At 58.4% G+C, this 18176-nt stretch carries 17 protein-coding genes; 7 read left to right on the top strand and 10 right to left on the bottom strand.

Annotated features, from left to right (window positions below):
• Positions 1 to 162 precede the first annotated feature (162 nt).
• A complete protein-coding gene (locus WFP06_RS03390) occupies positions 163 to 1497 on the top strand; it encodes an MFS transporter (RefSeq protein ID WP_336985837.1) in 1335 nt (444 codons plus the stop codon).
• Between the two features lie 6 nt (positions 1498 to 1503).
• Here WFP06_RS03390 and gatB read toward each other — a convergent pair whose 3' ends face one another.
• The 6 genes from gatB to rpsU all read right to left on the bottom strand — a co-directional run bounded on the left by gatB (position 1504) and on the right by rpsU (position 7509).
• A complete protein-coding gene (gatB, locus tag WFP06_RS03385) occupies positions 1504 to 3003 on the bottom strand; it encodes an Asp-tRNA(Asn)/Glu-tRNA(Gln) amidotransferase subunit GatB (RefSeq protein ID WP_336985836.1) in 1500 nt (499 codons plus the stop codon).
• The gene (gene gatA, locus WFP06_RS03380; protein WP_336985835.1) at positions 3000 to 4511 is read right to left on the bottom strand and encodes an Asp-tRNA(Asn)/Glu-tRNA(Gln) amidotransferase subunit GatA; all 1512 of its coding nucleotides are present in this window, start codon (positions 4509 to 4511) and stop codon (positions 3000 to 3002) included. The genes gatB and gatA overlap by 4 nt, the downstream gene beginning before the upstream one ends.
• Entirely contained in the window at positions 4511 to 4813 is a 303-nt protein-coding gene (gene gatC, locus WFP06_RS03375; RefSeq protein ID WP_336985834.1) for an Asp-tRNA(Asn)/Glu-tRNA(Gln) amidotransferase subunit GatC, read from the bottom strand. The genes gatA and gatC overlap by 1 nt, the downstream gene beginning before the upstream one ends.
• A gap of 71 nt (positions 4814 to 4884) precedes the next feature.
• The gene (locus WFP06_RS03370) at positions 4885 to 6576 is read right to left on the bottom strand and encodes a DUF4153 domain-containing protein (RefSeq protein ID WP_336985833.1); all 1692 of its coding nucleotides are present in this window, start codon (positions 6574 to 6576) and stop codon (positions 4885 to 4887) included.
• A 26-nt stretch (positions 6577 to 6602) separates the two neighbouring features.
• Positions 6603 to 7172, bottom strand: a complete 570-nt coding sequence (locus WFP06_RS03365; protein WP_336985832.1) for an FKBP-type peptidyl-prolyl cis-trans isomerase — start codon at positions 7170 to 7172, stop codon at positions 6603 to 6605.
• 133 nt (positions 7173 to 7305) lie between these two features.
• Entirely contained in the window at positions 7306 to 7509 is a 204-nt protein-coding gene (gene rpsU / locus WFP06_RS03360) for a 30S ribosomal protein S21 (protein WP_336985831.1), read from the bottom strand.
• A gap of 233 nt (positions 7510 to 7742) precedes the next feature.
• On the opposite strand from rpsU, the gene crcB reads away from it, so the two are divergent.
• The 5 genes from crcB (at position 7743) to WFP06_RS03335 (ending at position 11582) form a co-directional block, all read left to right on the top strand.
• Positions 7743 to 8165, top strand: coding sequence for a fluoride efflux transporter CrcB (gene crcB, locus WFP06_RS03355; protein WP_336985830.1), 423 nt, complete (start codon positions 7743 to 7745; stop codon positions 8163 to 8165).
• A 10-nt stretch (positions 8166 to 8175) separates the two neighbouring features.
• Positions 8176 to 9393 carry an RluA family pseudouridine synthase gene (locus WFP06_RS03350; protein ID WP_336985829.1) on the top strand — a complete coding sequence of 406 codons (1218 nt, stop codon included), beginning with the start codon at positions 8176 to 8178 and terminating at the stop codon, positions 9391 to 9393.
• Entirely contained in the window at positions 9393 to 9995 is a 603-nt protein-coding gene (locus WFP06_RS03345; protein WP_336985828.1) for an FMN-binding negative transcriptional regulator, read from the top strand. Before WFP06_RS03350 ends, WFP06_RS03345 begins: the two co-directional genes overlap by 1 nt.
• Complete coding sequence (locus WFP06_RS03340) at positions 9992 to 10666, top strand: HAD-IA family hydrolase (protein ID WP_336985827.1); 675 nt, start codon at positions 9992 to 9994, stop codon at positions 10664 to 10666. The genes WFP06_RS03345 and WFP06_RS03340 overlap by 4 nt, the downstream gene beginning before the upstream one ends.
• Before the next feature lie 214 nt (positions 10667 to 10880).
• Complete coding sequence (locus WFP06_RS03335) at positions 10881 to 11582, top strand: ATP12 family protein (protein WP_336985826.1); 702 nt, start codon at positions 10881 to 10883, stop codon at positions 11580 to 11582.
• Between the two features lie 6 nt (positions 11583 to 11588).
• On the opposite strand, the gene WFP06_RS03330 is transcribed toward WFP06_RS03335, so the two are convergent.
• The 4 genes from WFP06_RS03330 to WFP06_RS03315 are packed head-to-tail and all read right to left on the bottom strand — an operon-like array spanning position 11589 to position 15164.
• Entirely contained in the window at positions 11589 to 12179 is a 591-nt protein-coding gene (locus WFP06_RS03330) for an ABC-type transport auxiliary lipoprotein family protein (RefSeq protein ID WP_336985825.1), read from the bottom strand.
• An 11-nt stretch (positions 12180 to 12190) separates the two neighbouring features.
• A complete protein-coding gene (locus tag WFP06_RS03325; RefSeq protein WP_336985824.1) occupies positions 12191 to 13150 on the bottom strand; it encodes an MlaD family protein in 960 nt (319 codons plus the stop codon).
• Positions 13151 to 13161: 11 nt separating this feature from the next.
• Positions 13162 to 14055: an ABC transporter ATP-binding protein gene (locus tag WFP06_RS03320; RefSeq protein WP_336985823.1), complete on the bottom strand. Its 894-nt coding sequence runs from the start codon at positions 14053 to 14055 to the stop codon at positions 13162 to 13164.
• Positions 14052 to 15164, bottom strand: a complete 1113-nt coding sequence (locus WFP06_RS03315; RefSeq protein ID WP_336985822.1) for an MlaE family ABC transporter permease — start codon at positions 15162 to 15164, stop codon at positions 14052 to 14054. The genes WFP06_RS03320 and WFP06_RS03315 overlap by 4 nt, the downstream gene beginning before the upstream one ends.
• A gap of 115 nt (positions 15165 to 15279) precedes the next feature.
• On the opposite strand from WFP06_RS03315, the gene WFP06_RS03310 reads away from it, so the two are divergent.
• Positions 15280 to 18174 (top strand): valine--tRNA ligase, encoded by a 2895-nt coding sequence (locus WFP06_RS03310; RefSeq protein ID WP_336985821.1) that lies wholly within the window; start codon positions 15280 to 15282, stop codon positions 18172 to 18174.
• Positions 18175 to 18176: the final 2 nt, after the last annotated feature.

Below are 18176 nucleotides of genomic sequence, written 5' to 3'. Positions count from 1 at the left end.
GTGGCAGCAAGTTAAGTCTTGTTTGTGGTCGGCTTCGACCGGCCACTTACACACGGTGTATTTGTCGGTGGGTAAACAATAAATACTCCGCTTAACCGACAAACATTTGCCTTTATAGGTCTTAACGTCCATCAACGGCCAAGGTGGCTGTGGGGGCAAGCGATGTTAGTACTGGAAAAGAGCAGCAAACTGCGACTGCTGACGGTGTTTTTATTCTATTTTACGCAAGGTTTACCTATCGGGCTGTTCTTCTACGCGATCCCGGCATGGTTGGCGGCGAACGGTGCCTCTACCACCGCTGTTGCGGGCGTGGTGGGCGCTTCGATTTTGCCATGGACACTCAAATTCTTCGTCGGTTTCGTGATGGATCGGTACACCTATTTGCCAATGGGACGCAGGCGTATCTGGATCATCGGCGCGCAAGCCACGATTGTCGCCATGCTTCTGTTTGCGGCGGTCCTGTCACCAGGACCGAGTGAGATCTGGCTATTATCGATCCTCGGGTTTCTCGCCAATTCGGGGACGGCATTCCAGGATGTGTCGATCGACGGGCTGGCTGTGGACATCATGCCTGAAGACGAGCGTGCAAAGGCATCCGGCATCATGTTCGGCGGACAAGTGTTGGGCATATCTGCAACCACTTTTGCCGCAGGGCAACTGATCGCAGCGTATGGTACTGTCGCGGGCTATCTGGCCGCTGCGGCCGCAGTAACCTGTGTGCTGATCTACGGTATCGCCATGCGGGAGCGCGAGGGCGAAGGCCGTTTTCCATGGAGCAAAGGCAAGGCACACCCGCACAATGTTGCCCTGCAGGTTGAAGCCTGGAAGCCGCTTCTGGCAGGTAGTTTCAAGGCGATGGTTGCTCCGCTAAGTCTGGCGGCGATGGTGATCTTTCTGTTTCGCTCTTTGCCGGCCGGTGTCGGTGAAGCGTATCACCCCGGGCTTGCTACAGGCATCGGCGGTTGGTCACAGACGGAATATACCAACACCATATCTACTGCCCAACTGTTCGTCGGCGTGTTTGCATTGGTCGTGGGAGGATGGGCTGTTGCCAAAATCGGCGCACAGCGCGCCGCATTGATAATGTGTGTTCTGGTTGGTTTGCTCGCGCTCGGTTTTGGCCTTTCCCGCGAATATTGGGACAATGCCGCGCTGCTCACTGCCTATTTTTGGCAATTGGAATTCTTTGTTACAATGTTAGCCGTTGCGTTCATTCCTATCGCCATGCGGTTGTGCGACCCGCGCGTTGCTGCGACCCAATTCACCCTGTATATGGCGGCTTCCAATGTCGGACGTCCGGTGGGAAATTCGATTGCCGCGGCAACGGACGCGGCAGGAAGCCCGGAGCTGATGTATTTCGCGGTGGCAGTCGTGTTTGCAGTCTTTGCGCTGATCATGATGTTCGTCCGCTTCCCTGCCCAGGCGCCCGTGGTCGAAGATCTGATCAAAGCTGCAGATCCGGAAGTTGCCCGCCAGCCGGCGCCAGTCATCAACTAGGTTTATTCAGCCCAGCTTGGACTTCAGTAGCTCGTTTACCACTTGCGGATTGGCCTTGCCCTGCATCGCCTTCATGGTCTGCCCCACAAAGAAGCCGAAGAGCTTGTCCTTGCCGCCCTGATACTCGGCGACCTTGTCCTGATTGGCGGCGATGACCTTGTCGATCTCGGCTTCAATGGCGCCGGTGTCGCTTTGCTGTTTCAGCCCTTCGGTTTCGGCAATTTCGTCCGGCGCGCGGCCAGTTTTCAGAACGATTTCGTAGATTTCCTTGGACTGGCTGCCGGAAACTTCGCCGCTTTCAACCAGCTTCAGGATCACTGCCTGTGCTCCGGCGGTGGCATATTCCAGCTTGGCTTCGTCGCCGAGCGATTTAATCACGCCCGGCGCGACCGACAGTGTCCAGTTGGCAACCTGCGTGGCAACATCGGCTTCGCTTTTGCCCAGCAGCCTGGCAGTTTCAGCCAGCAGCATTTCAAACCGCGCGAAAGTTTCAACCTCCAGCGTCAGTTGCGCCGCGTTGTAATCATTCATGCCCAGCTTGCCCGTATAGCGCGCACGCTTGGCATCGGGCAGTTCGGGCAGGCTCGCGCGGCATTCCTCCAGAAACTCATCGTCGAGGTCGAGCGGCAGCAAATCCGGATCTGGGAAGTAACGATAATCATGCGCATCTTCCTTGGAGCGCATGGACCGTGTTTCATTTTTGTCGGGATCGTAGAGGCGCGTTTCCTGGACCACCGTACCGCCTTCTTCGATCAAATCGACCTGACGGCGCGCCTCACCCTCGATCACCGCCATCACAAAGCGGACGGAATTGACGTTCTTCGTCTCTGTTCGTGTGCCAAGTTCAGTATCTCCGACCTTGCGGACCGATACGTTGACGTCCGCGCGCATGGAGCCTTGCTCCATATTGCCGTCGCACGATCCGACATAGCGCAGGATCGAGCGCAACTTGCGGACATAAGCGCCTGCTTCCGCGGGCGAGGTCATATCGGGCATGGAAACGATTTCCATCAGCGCAACACCGCTGCGGTTCAGATCGACATAGGACATCGTCGGGTGCTGGTCATGCATCAGCTTGCCCGCGTCCTGTTCAACATGAATCCGCTCGATCCCGATGATCTTGTCTTCGGGAATACCGCCCTTTTCATCCTGTTCAATCAGCAGTTTACCTTCGCCCACAATCGGATGGTACAGCTGCGAAATCTGGTAGCCCTGCGGCAAATCGGCGTAGAAGTAGTTCTTGCGGTCGAAGCGCGACCATTTGTTGATCTGCGCTTCGATCGCCATGCCCGTGCGCACCGCCTGACGGATGCACTCGCGGTTCGGCACCGGCAGCATACCCGGCATCGCCGCATCGACGAGGCTGACCTGCGTATTCGGCTCGGCCCCGAATTCGGTGCTGGCGCCGGAAAACAGCTTGGCCTGCGAAGTGACCTGCGCATGGACCTCAAGGCCGATCACGACCTCCCACTCGCCCGTTGCGCCTCGAATACGGTAATTGCTCATGCCCACCACTTCTCCGGCGTAGCGTCAAAGCCCGCCCGCTCTTCAATCGCCAGACCAGCGTTCATTACGCCCTGCTCGTCAAAGGCCTTGCCGATGATCTGCAGGCCGAGCGGCAACCCTTGCGAGTTCAGGCCAGCGGGCACTGACATTGCTGGCAGCCCCGCCATACTCGCTGGCACGGCGAACACATCGTTCAGATACATCGCCAGCGGATCGCTCGACTTGTCGCCAAGCCCGAAAGCTGCGCTGGGGCAGGTCGGGGCGAGGATCACGTCGCATTCCTGAAATGCATTTTCGAAATCGCGGCTGATCAGCGTGCGAACCTTTTGCGCCTGCGTGTAATAGGCATCGTAGAAGCCCGCACTGAGCACATAGGTGCCGATCATGATGCGGCGTTTTACTTCGGGACCGAAACCAGCGGCGCGGCTGGCGGCATACATGTCCTGCAAGCCAGCGCCTTCTGGCAGTTCGCGCAGGCCGTAACGCAGCCCGTCATAGCGGGCGAGGTTGCTCGAGGCTTCTGCCGGGGCGATGATGTAATAAGCGGGCAGCGCATATTTGGTGTGCGGCAGGCTGATATCGATGATTTCAGCGCCCGCATCGCGCAGCCACGCCTTGCCCTGCGCCCAACTGGCTTCGATCTCCGCATCCATACCATCCATGCGGTATTCACGCGGGATGCCGACTTTCTTGCCCTTCAGATCGCCGCTGAGCGCAGCCTCCCAATCGGGCACAGGCATATCGAGGCTGGTCGAATCCTTCGGATCGAAACCCGCCATCGCCTCAAGCATGATCGCGCAGTCGCGCGTGTCGCGGGCCATCGGTCCTGCCTGATCGAGCGAGCTGGCAAAGGCGACTACACCCCAGCGGCTACAACGGCCATAAGTCGGTTTTACGCCTGTAATGCCGGTGAAGGCTGCAGGCTGGCGGATCGAGCCTCCTGTGTCAGTGCCGGTGGCGGCTGGTGCGAGCCGCGCCGCAACCGCAGTTGACGAACCACCCGAAGAACCGCCGGGTGCAAGCGCAGCGTTGAGCCCCAATTCTTTGGCATCAGTGCGCCGCCACGGATTGATGACATTGCCGAAATAGCTGGTTTCGTTGCTCGATCCCATGGCGAACTGGTCAAGGTTCAGCTTGCCGAGCATCACTGCACCAGCGGACCACAAATTGTGGCTCACGGTGCTTTCATATTCGGGCACGAAACCTTCGAGGATGTGGCTGCCAGCGGTTGTCTGCACACCGCGCGTGCAGAACAAATCCTTCATTCCGATGGGCACGCCGCCCATTTTGCCCAGATCCTTGCCCGCCGCGCGTGCCGCATCGACCAAATCAGCTGCTTTCAGCGCGATTTCGGGTGTCTCGACAATAAAAGCGTTAAGCTGCGTTGCGGCGGCAACATTGGCATTGAAAGCCTCGGTCACTTCGCGCGACGTGAAATCGCCCGCTTTTACCCCGTCACGGATTGCAGCAACGCCTAACGTTGTGAGATCGCTGGTAACTTCGATCATTATTCAATCACCTTGGGCACAGCGAAGAAGCCGTGTTCGGCATTGGGCGCGTTGGCCAGAACCTTGTCGCGCACGCCGCCGCCCGTCAGCGGATCGGCATCCACCACATCATCGCGCAGGCGCTGTTTGTTGGGAATGACCGAAGTCGTCGCTTCGACGCCGGTGACATCCACCTCGCCCAATTGCTCCACCCAGCCAAGGATATTGTTGAGTTCTGGCACAAGCGCCTCAACCTCGGCTTCGCTCATCGAAATGCGCGCCAGCGAGGCGATTCTGGTGACGGTTTCTTTATCGACAGACATGGCGTTGCGTTAGCCGCCAATGCCGGGGCCTTCAAGCGGGTTTGCTAGTGAAAAGCCGCTTAATCGAACCCCTAATCGAACGGTGCGCCAACCGGCTTGCCGTCCACGTAGATCCGGCGGCCGGTGTATGGGCGCGTCTCAATTTTCGAACCTGCTTCGACCGTGACCTTACCTTCGGTCCAGTCACGTCGCCGATCAATGTCAAACTTGCCCTGTTTATCGATAAATAGCGGATCGACCCGATTGGTGGAAACCAGCTTGAAAAGACGTAGATCGTCGCGGTTATCGTCGACCTCGATCAAGATGCAGGGGCTGTCGCAAAGCCAAGGATTGGAAAGCAAATAACTTTCAAACTTGGTACGAACCTCCGCATCGTCCGTGACCATCCGGAGGTTAGCTCTGCTTTGCTCCACCTCTTCCGGATTTCGCTGTGAAGGGCGGGAATCCCGTTCGTTTGCTTCCTTTGCGAGCTTCACGACCTCGGGCTTGCCGTTTTTGATCAGATCCGCCAGCGCGTTTCGTCCCGGCTCGCCAAAATCCCAGCGCAATGCATGAAAATCAAAATCCTGCGCCGCAACGTCGCCGGTTTTCAGCCGCGCAACCTGATCACGCGCAGAGATAGCAGAGAAGTCAAAAATGGGTAGCGCCAGCAGCAGCGCCACCAGGCAAGTCGCAACCGCAGTGATCATGTTCGACTTGCGAATTTGTGTCCGCCAGCCTGCCTTGCGGCCACGGATCAGCGCGGCGAGATAGGCCACTCCGTAAAAACACGCGAGCGCGATGGCGACCAGCGCCCAAATGCGTTCAGGCGAAAGGCCGTGCTGCGCGATGCGGGTCCCCATGGATGCTGCGGCAAGTATTGACAAAGGCAGGATAATTGCGGCCAGCGCCGCCGCGGCAATCTGCAGCAGGCGAGACTGCGATGCTTCATTATCATTGTTGCGAACGACCGCATTCACCAGGACAAATGATCCCGCCGCAAAGGTCAGCAGGAACGGCGTTGCACTATCGGTCGCGCGCCACAAAACCTCGGGACCGGAAATCAGCACGGCGAACAGGAACAGCACCAAAGCCGCCGCGAGCGGGACCGCGAGGATCGAAAAGACCAGCATCACGACCGATTGCAGCGTGCCGAGTATCTTCGACTGGTTGCGTAGCACGCCAAGTCCTGCGCCGAACGCCGCGCCGCTAAACATCCAGCCGAACCATTCTTCGTCCAGCAGATCTCTTGGCAGATTGATTTCGATGAGCTGGAACAACTCGGCCAGCAATGTCGCGACTAGCCATGACAGTCCGACAAACGCTAGAGCGCCAGCCCCGCTGATGGCGTTAGTCCAGACATGGTAATGCGTGTCGCTATAATCAGTCGCCATGCGGCGGCGGTGGAAGCCCGCCTGGAACAATGGCACCGCGATGATCGTGGCGAGGAGGCCTGCGGCGAGGCCGAATTGCTCATCCGGCAAAACTTCTGCGTAGCGCACCGCCCGCCATGTCAGTCCGCCCATGATCGCGCCGACCATGACTGCAAAGATAGCCGGTTCCACCAGCCAGTCGCGCTTGGTCGTGAGCGCGGCTGACAATCCCCCGAACAACGCAAATGCGACCAGTGCCATGCGCCAGGGCACAGCGTCGCCGCCATTGTCCGTCAGCAGATGTATCGCGAATCCGACAAACGCGAAACCCACAGCAAGCAACCATGGCCTCGACAGCCAGTCACCCGCATCGCGGTTACTGTTCAACGGACTGTCAGCGGATTCTGCCATCGGTTTTATCCGCTACGAATGTCCGGCTACTGGCCTTGTGGTGCAGCCGGCTCCGCAGCGCCTGCCGCACCTTGTTGTTGGGCCATCATTTGCTGCAGCGCAGCCATCCGGCGATCGGCATCTCCGCGCGCAAGAATATCGTTCACCTCGATCTCGAAAATCAGATCTGCATTGGGCGGAATTGGCGAACCGGGCTGTGGTTCAGCCCCGTATCCCATATCCGAAGGGATATAGAGTTCGTATTTCCCGCCTTTTCTAACCTGTTTCAAACCCTCGTAGAAGCCGGGGATAGTTTGCCCCTCTTCAAGCACGAACGGGGTTCCATCAGGCAAAATACCGGGCGGTATGGGCAATGGCTGCGAACGGTCGAATTCGGTCCCGTCGGTCAGTTTGCCGACATAATTGATGAACAGCACATCGCCTTCCTTGGCGGCTGACCCGCTGCCTTCGCGGATCGTGTCCAGCGAAACGCCTTTCGGCGCCGAAGCCCAGGCAATGCCCGCACCGAGTAAGATCGCCACAATAACGCCCAACCATAATTTGGTGAGCGAGCCTTTAGTAATCGGGTGTAACGGAACGCGGGTAACTTCGGTCATTTAGGCATATCCTGCAATTGATGCTGCGCTCATGGACAGTAAACAAAAGGGCGCAGATTTCTCCGCGCCCTGATGGCTTATGAAACTGGTCTGCGCAAGCATGAGATAACCCCGCTGCGCAGTGATGCGGGGCTTAAATGCCGTCGCGTTCCATCCGTTTGCGTTCCATTTTCCGAGCGCGGCGCACAGCAGCGGCCTTTTCACGTGCGCGCTTCTCGCTGGGCTTTTCGTAATGACGACGCAGTTTCATCTCGCGGTACACGCCTTCACGCTGCAACTTCTTCTTGAGCGCACGGAGAGCCTGATCAACATTGTTATCGCGAACCATGATCTGCATAAAGTCGAATACCTCAAATCCAAACGAGAACTTGCCGCGAAAATGCGGGCAAAATACCCTGAAATACAAAAGAAAAGCGCGTCGAAACCCGAGGGAGACGACACGAATTGCGACCCACATATGCGAATCGGCCGAGAATGGCAAGGGTTTCGCGATGGTGTCTAACGAATGCATGGCCGGTTGGTACGCTCTGTGCTTCCCTGATAGCGTCCCGATGTATAGACCGGCAAATCATGAGCGCCGCCCCATCCTTAACGCCCACTTTCACAGCTGCCCTGATTGTCGGCCTTGGAGGCGGCACGGGTGCAGTTCTTCGTCACCAGCTGGGACGCGCGATGGCGCATTGGTTCGGCCCGGCGACGATGGTCGCATTTCCCTGGGCCACACTGGCCGTCAATGTGCTGGGAAGTCTGGCCATGGGGATGCTGGCAGGCTGGTTGGCCAAACACGGCGCAGCAGCGAACGAGCATCTTCGCTTGCTCATCGGTGTCGGCCTGCTAGGGGGCTTCACCACATTTGCGGCATTCAGCCTGGAAATGATGCTGCTGATTGAACGCGGACAACCCGCTCTTGCGGTCACTTACGTCGGCATTTCACTTTTCGCCGGGTTGACCGCCCTTTACCTTGGCCTGATCGCCATGAGGATTTTCGCATGAGCCCCCTCGCATGACCGATTCAGTTCGCCAATTCACTGTCGGCCCCGATGACGATGGCATTAGGCTGGACCGCTGGTTCAAACGCAATCTACCCCAGATCGGTTTTGCAACCGTATCACGCTGGGCACGCACCGGTCAGCTGCGGATCGATGGCAGCCGCGCAAAGCCGGAAGACAGGCTGGCCGCGGGTCAGGTGCTGCGCGTCCCGCCGGGCGGGTTGGAAAGCAAAAGCGGTCCGATAGACCGGCCGGAACTGACTGACGCACAACTGGACGAAGCCGACGCAATGGCGATCCACCGGGATCGGGCCGCGATTGTAATTAACAAACCCCCGGGTCTTGCGACACAGGGCGGCACCGGTACCAAGCATCATGTGGACGGTCTACTGGACGCCTACGTCACCGGCAAGGGCCCTCGCCCTCGGCTGGTCCACCGGCTCGATAAGGATACCAGCGGCGTGCTTCTGGTTGCGGCTACACCGGGAAGCGCCGCGTTTTTTTCGCGGCGATTTTCCGGTCGTACGGCACGCAAGATCTATTGGGCGCTGGTTGTCGGGGTTCCCGATATCCATGATGGCTTGATCGATCTCCCGCTTTCAAAACAGCCGGGCACCGGCGGTGAGAAAATGCACGTCGATGAAAAGGGCGGCCAGAGTGCCAAGACACGGTACCGCGTAATCGAACGTGCGGGAAACAGCACCAGCTGGGTCGAATTGCAGCCGCTCACCGGCCGCACCCATCAGTTGCGGGTGCATATGGCGGCGATCGGCCATCCGATCGTAGGAGATGGAAAATATGGCGGAAAAGACGCTTTTCTGACCGGCACTATCAGTCGCAAGATGCACCTTCATGCCCGCCAGTTGATTATTGAACATCCCGACGGCACGCCGCTGGATATTCAAGCACCTTTACCCGAACATTTTGCGCAAAGCATGGAACAGTTGGGCTTTAACGAGGCGGACGGGGTGTTTGTCGATGACACGCCGCCCCCGCCGACCAAAACCGAACAAAAGCAGGCGGGCAAACAGCATGCCAAGCAGGTTCGCAAAGACAAGCGCGGCGAACGCAAGCGCCGCGGCGGCGATACGAAGTCCGAAACCGGACCGCGCCCCGCACATAACGCTCCCAAAACTCCCCGAAAAGGGGCCAAGCCCCGACCACGCCCCAAGAAAAGCGGGCCCGGCGGAACCAACCCGCGCGGAGGCAAAGGCAAGGGAGCCCGCGCTTAATGCATCCCAATCCAGCGTACTGGAACGATGACCGCGCACTGCACGAGGCGCTGATCGGGGAAGTGGGCTTTGGCATGGTATTTGCCGCTACTCCGGACGGGCCCCGTGTCGCGCACACGCCGCTGATTTCCACCGGTGACGGGACTGTGCGATTCCATATTGCGCGCGGAAATGCGTTGGCCAAACATCTGACGGGCGCCACTGCGCTTGTTACGGTAAACGGACCCGATGGTTATGTGAGCCCACGCTGGTATTCGGACCAGAGCCAGGCTCCGACGTGGAATTATGTGGCGCTGGAACTCGAAGGCCGGGTACGAAGAATGGATCAGGAGGGGCTAATCGCTTTGCTCGACAACCTTTCATCACGACAGGAAGCCCGGATTCAGGGCGGCATACCATGGTCCCGCGAAAAGATGGATGAAGGCGTGTTTCGGAAAATGCTGTCTGCGATAATCGGTTTCGAACTGGAGATTCAGGCATGGCGACCGACCTTCAAGCTCAATCAGAAACAGTCGGCGACAGACCGCGCCAACGTTATCAAGGGTCTTGAGGCGTCAGGCAGCCCCGGTATAGCACAAATGATGCGAACATTGGCGCCGTGACGGTACGGCTGGCCATATTCGATTGCGACGGGACACTTGTCGATGGGCAAGCCGCAGTGTGCGATGCAATGGAAGCAGCCTTTGCCGAGGTAAACGAACAAGCCCCTTCGCGCACCGAAATCCGGCGCATCGTCGGTCTCAGCCTGCCGCAAGCGGTGCGTCATCTGTCGCCGCACTTCACTGCAGCCGTTCAGGAAGCGATCGTGGACGCTTACAAGCAATCCTTCCGCGACAGCCGCATGGCGGGGCGCTTGCACGAGCCGCTGTTTGAAGGGATCGAACAGGTTCTGCGCGCTTTGCACGCCGATGGCTGGGCGCTGGCCGTTGCGACGGGCAAATCGGATCGCGGGTTGCAAGCCTGCCTTGCCGGACACGGGATATCAGACCTATTTTGCAGCCTACAAACGGCAGACCGGCACCCCTCGAAACCTCATCCCGCCATGCTGAATAAAGCCATGGCAGATGCGCAGGCGGAGCGGCGCGATACCATCATGATTGGCGATACCAGCTTCGACATCATGGCCGGCGTTGCTGCGCGCGTCAGATCGATAGGTGTTTCGTGGGGCTACCATCCGCCCCATGAACTGCTCGATGCAGGCGCGACCTGTGTCGTTGATGATGCCGCCCAGATTGGCAGTCAGCTATCGGCCATGACAAAGGATTCCCGATGAACAATCCGGCAGATGACGGCCCCGCAAAGCGCCGATTTTTCGTGATAATTTTTGCGAGAATAGCGGGCGCTGTGATGGCTGCTTTGGGCCTGGCCACGGTAGCAGGAAGTCTCGGTTGGCCTCCTGGGCTTGGATACGGTTTGCTGTTTCTCGGATTGTTCGCATTTCTGATCCTACCTGTATTTCTGTCGCGCCGATGGCGGAGCCCGCCGGAATGAAACGGTTCTACAAATCCGCGGCAGTCTGCAATGCAAATGGTGGGTGGCAGGTTGAACTTGATGGCCGCGCGGTCAAAACCGCCAACGGTGCTGCCCAGATTGTCGTCGCTCGCGCTCTGGCAGAAGCGATGGCCGCCGAATGGAATATTCAGGGTGACGAAATTGATCCGCGAGGACTGACCCTGCGAGATGCATCCGACTATGCAATCGATATCGTCGCAGCAGACCGCGAAACGGCAATCGCGAAATTGCTCGAATATGCCGAGACCGACACGCTGTGCTACCGTGCGGACCCCGACGACGCGCTTTACCGGCGGCAGACTGAGCGCTGGGATCCGGTATTGGCCGCGTTTGAGGAGAGTTACGGTCTCAGGATGGAGCGAACCAGTGGGCTCATGCACAGGCCGCAGCCCGAAGCCGCTATCGCGAACCTGAAGCGCCATTTGTCAGGTCTGGATGACTTTGCGTTGGCTGCACTGACGACTGCCGCATCATTAGCTGCATCACTTTGCATAGGACTGGCCGCACTTGATGATGGTGCCGATGCGGAAGCGTTATGGGCGCTCGCCAATCTGGAGGAAGATTGGCAGGTCGAACAATGGGGCAAAGATGAACAGGCCGCGAAACTCAGGGCCGAACGGCTAAGCAATTTCACCGCCGCGGTGCGCTTTGCAGCGCTGGCTAAAGCCCGGGTCTGATCGGCGCTACCCCACCCAGTCGGCAATCTGGCCAGCGACGTCATTGGCCGCCTGATTAAGCGCCGGTCCCACCCCCGCTGCGGTTGCGGGGATGCCTGGAACAATGCTTTCAAAGCGCCGCGTCTGGATCTCGCCAGTGGTAAATTCGCGAATGGCTTCATACCGCACCACAACCGACGAAGTCTGCACGTCGTAGCCCATGTCGAGCATGGTGCCATAAAGCCTCGTCTGCGCCGGCAGATCGGGGTCGGCACCGTCGATCACCAGCCGGTTGCCCCGTGCCGCGATTGTTTCTGACAGCAAACGCCGGAACAGTTTCGCAGGTTTTTCGACCCAGACCGCATCTTCCAGATATGCGATTTTTGCATCTGTCACCTGAACCGGCACCCGCGTTACATCCAGACGCTGGGGCGCATTGGGTTCGATGATTGCGATGGCGTTGGCCATCGTTCCCGAAGCGGTTGCGCCGGCCGGAAGCGCGTTTGTAGGGGTCAACGTCAGCAGATTTTCCGGCACATCAGCGCCGCCAAGGCTTACACATCCGCCAAGTGCGGTCAGCAGTGCGATGGCAGAAATACGGGATAGGGTGCGGTTCATGATCTGGGACCTCAAGGCTTGTAATCGGGCAACTTCTGCCCGCTAATCAGGGAGCCGGCGCCCTGCGATTCGATACTTTCCGTGACGCTGCGCAACGCCTTGCTCGTCGCACGCAAATCGCGCAAAGTGGCTTCCGCTGCCGGCAATGTGCTTTCCGCAAGTTGGCGCGTGGCGGGACGCACATCAGTCAGGGTGGTTTCCAGCGCCCTGGCGGCCGCATCAGCCGATTTCAGCGTTCCCCTGAGTTCCGTGGCCAGCGATGCACCTTCCTTGTTAAGCAACTGGTCGGTGGAGCCCATCACTTTTTCAAACGCATCAAGCGCTTCGGCGGATTCGCGCAAAGTCAGCTGCAACTCGGCCATGGTATTCTTAACTTGCGGCGTCGCTTCGGCCAGATTTGCGCTCATCGCATTGGTATTGCGCAAGATGCCCGCGATCGAATTCTGGTTATCGTCTGACAATACCAGCGACAACCGCTCTGTCAGCGTAGCCAGCCGTTCGAGCAAAAGCGGCGCGTTGGACAATATTTCCCCAAGCCCGCCTGGCTTTGGCGGGATGACGGGCACACCCTCCGGGCAACTTCTGCGAATATCGCCGGACCCGCACGTAATGGGCTGGGCGCCTTTGACCGCACCGTCGAGCTGGATGGTGGAGACGCCGGTAAAGCTGCCCTGGATAGTTGCAGTCGTACCGACAAGGATCGGAATATCTTCGTTGATTTTCAGACGCACCCGAACAAAATCGGGATCAGTCGGCCAGAGCGCAATCTGCTTGACCTGACCCGCGGGAACACCGGCAAAGGTTACCTGCGAACCGGTTGCCAGCCCATCGACAGATTGTTTGAAGAACACGTCATATTCGTTCTGCTCGCCCTCGTTCAGGCGGGCGAGCCAGATGATAAAGGCGGCCAGCCCCGCAAGCAGCACCAATGTGACCGCCCCCACCCAAACATGATTTGCACGTGTTTCCATGACTTACGTCCTTATGCCCCCGCCTTGGGGGGCTTGTCCAATGTCTTGCTCGCATCAGCGGCCCGGATCCCTGCCTTGCGAACCTCGTCGCGGTCCTGACTTGCCTTCGCTGCGCGGCCGCGCGGGCCGTTGAAATATTCCTGGATCCACGGGTGATCGAGCGCCAGAAGTTCCGGGATCGTGCCAACCGCGATTACCTGTCTGTCAGCGAGGACTGCCACCCGGTCACAAATTTCATACAATGTATCGAGATCATGCGTGATCAAAAATACGGTCAGGCCGAGCGTTTCCTGCAATTCACGCGTCAGCTGATCAAATTTGGCAGCACCGACCGGGTCGAGCCCGGCGGTCGGCTCATCAAGAAACAGCAATTCCGGGTCCAGCGCCAACGCCCGTGCCAAACCGGCGCGTTTGCGCATCCCGCCCGACAGTTCGGACGGAAACTTCGCTGTGGCTTCTTCCGGCAGGCCGGACATGATGACTTTGTATTTGGCAATCTCGCGCCGCAAGTCATCGTCAATTTCGGGAAAGAACTGGCGTATCGGCACCTCGACATTCTCGCCGACCGTAAGAGTCGAAAAAAGTGCGCCGCCCTGAAAAAGCACGCCCCAGCGGTTGCGAACACCGATTTCTTCGTCAGGTTCCGCATCGGTCATCGACCTTCCGAAAACATCGATATCGCCGGCGGTCGGCTGCTGAAGACCGATTATCGAGCGCATCAGGACAGATTTTCCTGTCCCCGACCCGCCAACTACGCCCAAAATTTCGCCGCGCTTCACATCAAGTGAAAGGTCCTCATGCACTACCTGCGAGCCAAAACGATTGGTCAGTCCGCGTACGACAATAGGATGTTCGTCACGGAACCGCTGCCCTTTTGTGTGCCTGACGTGCCCTTCTTCGGTCATGCCCAGCCAAGCTCCGTGAAAAAAACTGCAAAGAAGGCGTCGAGCACGATAACCATGAAGATCGCCTGCACCACGGCTGCTGTGGTGCGTTTGCCGACCTGTTCGGAATTATCCTTCACCTGCATCCCCTGGTAACAACCGGCAATACCCACGATAAGGCCGAAAACCGGCGCTTTCAGCAGCCCGACCCATAAATCATAGGTCGGAACAACTTCCTGAATTCTGGCTAGAAAAGTGAAAAACGGGATGCCCAACATCAAGTCGGAAATGAACGCGCCGCCAACGATCGCCATCCCCGCAGAATATGCCCCGAGCAAGACCATCATCACCGTCGATGCAAAAATCCGCGGCAGGACCAGCGCCTCGATCGGAGAAATGCCGATGGTTCTCATCGCATCAACTTCTTCGGTCAGTTTCATCGTGCCGATCTGTGCGGCGAATGCAGAACCGGACCGGCCCGCCACCATGATCGCAGTCATCAGGACGCCAAGTTCGCGCAGCGAGATGCGCCCGGTCAAATTCACCGTCAGCGCCTCTGCCCCGAAAGCGGCAAGTTGCACCGCGCCCTGCTGCGATATCACAATCCCGATAAGAAAACTCATCAGCCCGATAATGCCCAGCGACGATACGCCCACCAGTTCCATCTGGCGCACAAATGCCTTCCCGCGGAACCGCCGGGGATGACGGAATGTCACGCCAATCGCGACTATGATGCTGCCGAGGAATCCCAGAAGATTGCGAAAGCCCCACCACCAGTTTGTAAGCCGTTCGCCCACGGCCAGGGGAACGCGTTCGATCACGGGCGTTCGCGCGGGCCGGATTGGCGCCTCGTTACGCGACGATTTGACCGCTTCGATCAATCGTTCGGCACGGCTGTCTGCGCCAATTATCACGGCATCATGCCGGGCCGCGATATCGGAGGCTGTCCATGCGCCGACCGTATCGATGTCGGTTACGCCGCTGATGTCGATTTGCGACAATGGCCCAGCCAAATTGCGGATATCATGCGCAATTTCGCCAACCGTAGACAGCAGCAGGGGACCGGAGAATACCAGCCTGGGTCCGCCGTCGGCGGTTTCGTCCAGTGAATATTCGGCCCCCGGATGCATCAGTCGTCTATGCGGGCAAATCCGGCACGCTACAAGCACTTACCGACAAATTGCATGAGGCCTTACGTGGCGGCGCTTGCACGCGCACCGCCTCGCTGGCAAAGGCGCAGACGATATGACAGGCAATCTTGATACCACATTCGATCCCGCTTCAATCGAAGCAAAATGGCGCCTTCACTGGGAGACGGAAGGGCTTTATCGTCCCGTCCGCCCCGATGCGGAGCCGTTCACTATCGTCAATCCGCCGCCGAATGTAACGGGCAGCCTGCACATCGGCCATGCGCTGGATAACACGCTTCAGGATATCATGATCCGATACGAACGCATGCGTGGCAAGGATGCGCTGTGGGTCGTAGGTACAGATCATGCCGGGATTGCCACACAGATGGTGGTCGAGCGTCAGATGGAGGCACGGCAGGACAAACGCACCAATTATTCGCGCGAGGATTTCATCGAGAAAGTCTGGGAATGGAAAGAGGAAAGCGGCGGGGAGATAACCAACCAGCTGCGCCGCCTCGGCTGTTCGATGGACTGGAGCCGCGAGCAGTTCACTATGGACCCGCATTTCAGCGATGCTGTGTCAAAGGTTTTCGTGAAACTGCACGAACAGGGCCTGATCTACCGTGACAAACGGCTGGTAAACTGGGATCCGAAACTGAAAACCGCGATCAGCGATCTGGAGGTTGAAACGCAGGACCTGAAAGGCAGTTTCTGGCACTTCAAATATCCGCTGGAAGACGGCGTCAAGCTCGGCGACGGGCGCGATTTCATCCAGGTTGCGACCACGCGGCCCGAGACCATGCTCGCCGATATGGCGGTTGCCGTGCATCCGGACGATGCGCGTTATGCCAGCGTTGTCGGAAAATATGTGGTGCTGCCGCTTACGGGTCGCCGCGTGCCTATTGTGGCCGACGAACACGCCGATCCTGAATTGGGCAGCGGCGCGGTCAAGATTACCCCGGGTCATGATTTTAACGATTTCGATGTCGGAAAACGCGCGGGCTTTGCGCCGGGCGACATGCTCAATGTGCTCGATGGTGAGGCAAATGTTTGCCAGACCGCAGACAAGCTGGTGCCTGAAGAATTTCTCGGCCTGCACCGTTTCAAACGTGACGGCGTGGATGGCGCGCGCGAACTGGTAATCCGGCGGCTGAAGGAAGCAGGCTTGCTGATCCCGCACTTAACCAAAACGAAAAAAGGCGAAGAGGTCGAACTGGACGCCGAACCGCGCACAATCGCCACGCCATTCGGCGACCGCGGCGGCGTGGTGATCGAACCGTGGCTGACCGATCAATGGTATGTCGATGCCGAGACTTTGGCGAAAAAGCCGATTGAAGCTGTTCGTAGTGGCGGAGTCGAAATCGTCCCGAAAAGCTGGGAGAAGACCTTTTTCAACTGGATGGAGAATATCCAGCCGTGGTGTGTATCGCGCCAGCTTTGGTGGGGGCACCAGATACCGGCCTGGTATGGGCCGAGGAAAACTGAAGATGGATTAGAAGTTGTTCATCAGGAAATTTCAGGAATTGAAAAGCCTAGCTTTGTAGCCGAAACCGAAGAAGAAGCGAAGGCACTCGCGGCTACATATTACGGCGTTAACCGCGACAAAATTTATGTTTCTGCGAACGCAAGCGACGCGGCCGGATTTCCTCCTAGATCAGATGTTCCCAAGTATCTTATATCAGAAGGGATCGGACTTTCTGGCTCGATTCCGATCTATCGAGATGAAGACGTTCTCGACACCTGGTTTTCCTCCGCACTATGGCCTTTTGCGACACTCGGTTGGCCGGACGAAAACGCCGAACTGTTCAAGCAGCATTATCCCAACAACCTGCTGATTTCCGGGTTCGATATCCTGTTCTTCTGGGATGCCCGGATGATGATGATGGGTAGCCATCTGACCGGTCGGAACCCGTGGCCGCGGCTGTATCTGCACGGGCTGGTGCGTGCGGCAGACGGCGCGAAAATGTCCAAGTCCAAGGGCAACGTCGTCGATCCGCTAGGCCTGATCGACCAGTATGGTGCGGACGCGCTGCGGTTCTTCATGGCCGCGATGGAAAGCCAGGGCCGCGACATCAAAATGGATAACAGCCGCGTCGAGGGTTACCGCAACTTTGCGACCAAGCTGTGGAATGCGGCGCGGTTCTGCCAGTCCAACGGCATCGGCGCATCGACCACGCTGGAGGCCCCCGTGGCCACCGGCGCGGTTAATCGCTGGATCATCGGTGAGGTCGTCGAAACGCTGGCGGCACTGGACAAGGCGCTGGCCGATCTGCGCTTCGATGCGGCGGCAAACGCGATCTATCACTTCGTGTGGGACAATTTCTGCGACTGGTACATCGAACTGATCAAAGGCAACTTTGACGAGGAAACCAAGGCGGTGGCCGGATGGGTGCTCGACCAGATTCTGGTCATGCTCCACCCCTTCATGCCGTTCATCACCGAAGAATTGTGGCACGCCCAAGGTCAAATCGGGGGCGACCGCGCGCATTACCCGCTAATCACTGCCAAATGGCCCGAACCGGGCGCATCGGTGGATGCCGAGGCCAAGGCCGAAGTCGAATGGCTGATCGCGCTGACCAGAGCCATGCGCGGAGCAAAGAACGAATTGGGCATTCCGCCCGGAGCGAAGCTGGAAGCCTATCTGGCCGCGCCATCGGCCGCCGCAAAAACGGTGATCGCGGGCAGCCAGCCAGCTATCGAACGGATCGCCCGGATCAGCGCGGTTCACTTCAACCCGGCCCCCGGCGGCGCAGCGATGCAGATCGGCGTGGGCGCAGATATTTTCGTAGTGCCGCTCGGCGGCTTGGTCGATATCGAAGCCGAAAAGTCCCGGCTGGCCAAAGCCTTGGAGGCCTCATCGAAGGAAGCCAAATCGCTCGAAGGGCGGCTCGGCAATGCGAATTTCGTCGAACGGGCCAAGCCCGAGGCGGTCGAAAAGGCAAAGACTGATTTTGCGCATCATTCTGCTGAAGCGGAGCGGCTGATGGCGGCATTGCAACGGCTCGGGTGATG

The organism is Altererythrobacter aquiaggeris (assembly GCF_037154015.1).
Taxonomy (GTDB): Bacteria; Pseudomonadota; Alphaproteobacteria; order Sphingomonadales; family Sphingomonadaceae; genus Aestuarierythrobacter; species Aestuarierythrobacter aquiaggeris.
Note: the sequence above shows the minus strand (reverse complement) of the source record. Positions and strands in the feature narration are given on the sequence as shown.